Source organism: Fibrobacter sp. (assembly GCF_017551775.1).
In the GTDB taxonomy this organism is placed as follows: domain Bacteria; phylum Fibrobacterota; class Fibrobacteria; order Fibrobacterales; family Fibrobacteraceae; genus Fibrobacter.
Window position 1 is genome coordinate 1 of record NZ_JAFZKX010000094.1, and the last position, 3,446, is coordinate 3,446.

Here is a 3,446-nt window from a genome sequence, read left to right on the forward strand (position 1 = left end):
AGTATTTCGCACTTCTCCTTTTTCCATTCTTCAAACGTGTCGTCAGCGATATGCTGCTTGGCTTCGCGCATCAGGTGCAGGTAGAAGTGCAGGTTGTGGATGCTCGCCAGTGTGAACCCGAGGGATTCTCCGGCGTGGTGCAGGTGGCGCAGGTACGCGCGGCTGAAGTTCCTGCAGCAGTAACAGTCACAGTTGGGGTCCACCGGCTTGTCGAATTCCTCGGCATGGCGGGCTGCCTTGTAGCGCAACACGCCTTCGCTCGTGAACAGCATGCCGTTGCGGGCGTTGCGCGTGGGCATCACGCAGTCGCACATGTCCACGCCGCGCTCGATGAGCTCCAGCAGGTTCCACGGCGTGCCCACGCCCATCACGTAACGGGCGTGGTCCTGCGGCAGAATGTCGGTGCAGAAGTCCGCAATCTCGTACATCGTCTCGGTGGGTTCGCCTACGGAGAGACCTCCCATCGCAAATCCGTCGGGCCCGAGTTCCGCGATGCGCTCGATGGCCTGTTTGCGCAGGTTCTTGTGCATGCCGCCCTGGATAATCCCGAAGAACTGCTGGTCGTACCCGTGGATGGGCGGGTGCTCCTTGAGCCACTGCATCGCTTCGGCTGTCCACTTGAGCGTAAACTTGAGGCTGTGTTCCGCTTCTTTTGCGGTGCTCGGGAAAGGCGTGCATTCGTCGAGCGCCATGATGATGTCGGCGCCGATTTCTCGTTGCGCATTCATCACGCTCGCGGGGCTGAAAAAGTGTTTTGAACCGTCAAGTATGCTTCTGAACTCGACGCCTTCCGGTGTAATCTTGCGCAAGTCCTTCAGGCTCCACACCTGGAATCCACCGCTGTCCGTGAGCACCGGGCCGTCCCAGGCCATGAACTTGTGGATGCCGCCCGCTTTTGCGATGCGGGGCGTGGTCGGGCGCAGGTACAGGTGGTACGTGTTCGCGAGGATGATTTCCGCCTTGATGTCCTTGAGCTGGGCGGGTGTCACGGCCTTCACGGTCGCTTCGGTGCCCACGGGCATAAAGATGGGGGTCGTCACGTCGCCGTGGTCGGTATGGACCACGCCCAGGCGCGCTTTCGATTTCTTTGAAGTCTTTAAAAGTTCGAAACGGTTCATTGTTGCTAAAGTTAGAAAAATGCTCGGAGCTTTTCTCTATGAAAAAAAAGAAACCGTCGGGTATGCGCCCGGCGGTTTTTGAATTAGGAATCTTTTCGATTAGAAGTCGAAGGCGGTTTCGAAGCCGAGCTTGAAGCCGACCTTGTCTTCGTTCTCGCCGACCGGAATGTCGAGCATGCCGAAGGCGGTCATGTTGAGGTGCTCGACCGGAGTGAGGTAGAGGCGGGCGCCGAGATCGATTGTCTTGGTGCCATCCTTGTCGCTGTCGAGGGTGTTGGTGTGGAATTCAACAGGGATGCCCAACTTCATGAAGCCGCCAAGCTTGATCGCGGGTTCGATGTAGGCGAACATGTATTCCGGAATTTCGAAGTCGTTTTCCTGGTGGACGGGATCGTATGTGGTGATGTCCTGGCCTTCAATCTCGTTGCGGTCGTTCTCACCGATGAAGGCGATGAAGAAGCTCGTCTTGATCTGGAACATGGCCACGTCGAAGGTGGGTTCAGCCAAGATGGTGTGCGCGACGGAGGTCATGTCGGCATTCGGGTCTACATCCTTGCTGTCGGCGAGGTAATCGGCATGGAAGCCGTACACGGCGCGGAATGCGAATCCGCCGATGGAAAGGCCTGCGTCAATACCGGTGTGCAGTTCGTTATGTTCTTCTTCCTGATAGCTCTTGTAGTCGAAGAACGGACGGAGGTGCTGGCCGGCGTAGTCGAATTCGTAGGCGACGTGGGCGTTGTAGACCTTGCAGTCATCGTTGTCGCAGCGGTCGTTGCCGCCACGGCCCAATCCGATGCCGAGTTCAAGACCGGCGAGATCGATTTGGAGACCGCGGATGTCGTGTTCCTTCATGCCGGCGGCGTAGTAGGTCGGATCGTCATAGCCGTAGTAGGCCTGGAATGCGCCTTCCGAGAAGGTCAGGTCGCCGAACTTGATGCCAAAGAAATCGGCCGGCTTGTATTGGATAAATGCGCCGCTGTAGTGAATGCCCGGGATGGCGTTGCCTTCGTCACCTTCGATGCCTGCGTGTGCGGACCATTTGTCGTTGAACTTCACGTCGACGTTGAAGTCATAGGTTGTCCAGTAATTGTGGTTCACGTCCTTGTCGTTGAAAAGGTCACCGGTGTAGGCGTCAAATTCGACATAGCCGGAGAACTTCACTTCCATGTTGGCGGCGGAGGTGGCTTCGCTCAGGCTGGACTTGAGCATGCTGAATGCGTTGCCGGCGGCGTTCGCGACTTCAGCCGGATTGGTGTTTTCGGCCGGCTTGGAATCGTCTGCCTTTGCTTCTTCAGCGGCCTTGGCCTCTTCGGCCTTCTTAGCTTCTTCGGCGGCCTTGGCCTCTTCGGCCTTCTTAGCTTCTTCGGCAGCCTTGGCCTCTTCGGCCTTCTTGGCTTCTTCGGCAGCCTTGGCCTCTTCGGCCTTCTTAGCTTCTTCGGCAGCCTTGGCCTCTTCTGCCTTCTTAGCTTCTTCAGCGGCCTTGGCCTCTTCAGCCTTCTTGGCGTCGTCGGCAGTCTGTTCGGTGGTGGCTGCGGCAGGAGCTGCAGCCGGTTGAGCTTGGGCAAATGCGCCAGCGGCGGCGAGGCCGAGGACGATTGCGGAGAGTGTCATTTTTTTCATTTGATACTCCTGTGAGGGGTTTATTGTTTGTCTTTTGTAAATTTAACTTGGGTTGCCCCCGTTCGGACCTTTTTTTCTTGAAAAAGGCCTGATTATGTATCTTTTTTGTATCAAATGAAGGGAAAATTGCGAAAAAAAAGAAAACCCAGTCTTGCGACTGGGTTTCTTTCTGCGGTCGGACAGACTTGAACTGTCATGGGATCGCTCCCACTAGCACCTCAAGCTAGCGTGTCTACCAATTCCACCACGACCGCGTGGTCCTTAGCGGAACGGCAACAAATTTAACTAAAAGTGGTTCCTTTGTAAAGGGGTCCGGCGCATTTTTTTTGAAAAAAATCGCTTTTTTATCGGACTTCTTCCACCAGCTTGTCGAAGACCTGGCCGCGGACCTTGTAGTTCTTGAACAGCCCGAAGCTGGCGCAGGCGGGGCTCATGATGACGGTCCCGCCCTTGCCGATGGAGAGGCTGTCGGCGAAGGCTTCCTCGAGAGTGGGAAAGATCTTTGCCGCGATACCCGCGGATTCCAGCCCGGCCTGCTTAAGCGATTCGAGCATGCGTTCTGCTGTGGCGCCGATGAGCGCAATGCGCTTGAGGTTCGGGCGTTCCTTCACGAGGATGTTCGAAAGTTCGGTGAAGTCCGCGTTCTTCTCGGAGCCGCCGAGGATGAGCGCGAAGGGGCGCGTCATGCTGGCCGTAGCGGCGATCGTC

The 3,446-nt window shown here is 56.6% G+C and carries 2 protein-coding genes, 1 tRNA gene and 1 pseudogene; all 4 read right to left on the reverse strand.

The features are described 5' to 3' along the window. The coding region (gene tgt, locus IK012_RS11420; protein WP_290954612.1) for a tRNA guanosine(34) transglycosylase Tgt at positions 1-1,118 on the reverse strand (1,118 nt) is incomplete at its 3' end. A gap of 99 nt (positions 1,119-1,217) precedes the next feature. Next, positions 1,218-2,738 (reverse strand): hypothetical protein, encoded by a 1,521-nt coding sequence (locus IK012_RS11425; protein WP_290954615.1) that lies wholly within the window; start codon positions 2,736-2,738, stop codon positions 1,218-1,220. Positions 2,739-2,908: 170 nt separating this feature from the next. Further along, positions 2,909-2,992 (reverse strand) — tRNA-Leu (locus tag IK012_RS11430). 90 nt (positions 2,993-3,082) lie between these two features. Then, positions 3,083-3,446 (reverse strand): annotated as a pseudogene (locus tag IK012_RS11435) (UDP-N-acetylmuramoyl-L-alanine--D-glutamate ligase); the annotation flags it as partial.

What these genes read in the sequence shown, in the direction of transcription:
- IK012_RS11425 (WP_290954615.1), bottom strand. Translation starts at nt 2,738, where the DNA reads ATGAAAAAAATGACACTCTCCGCAATCGTCCTCGGCCTCGCCGCCGCT.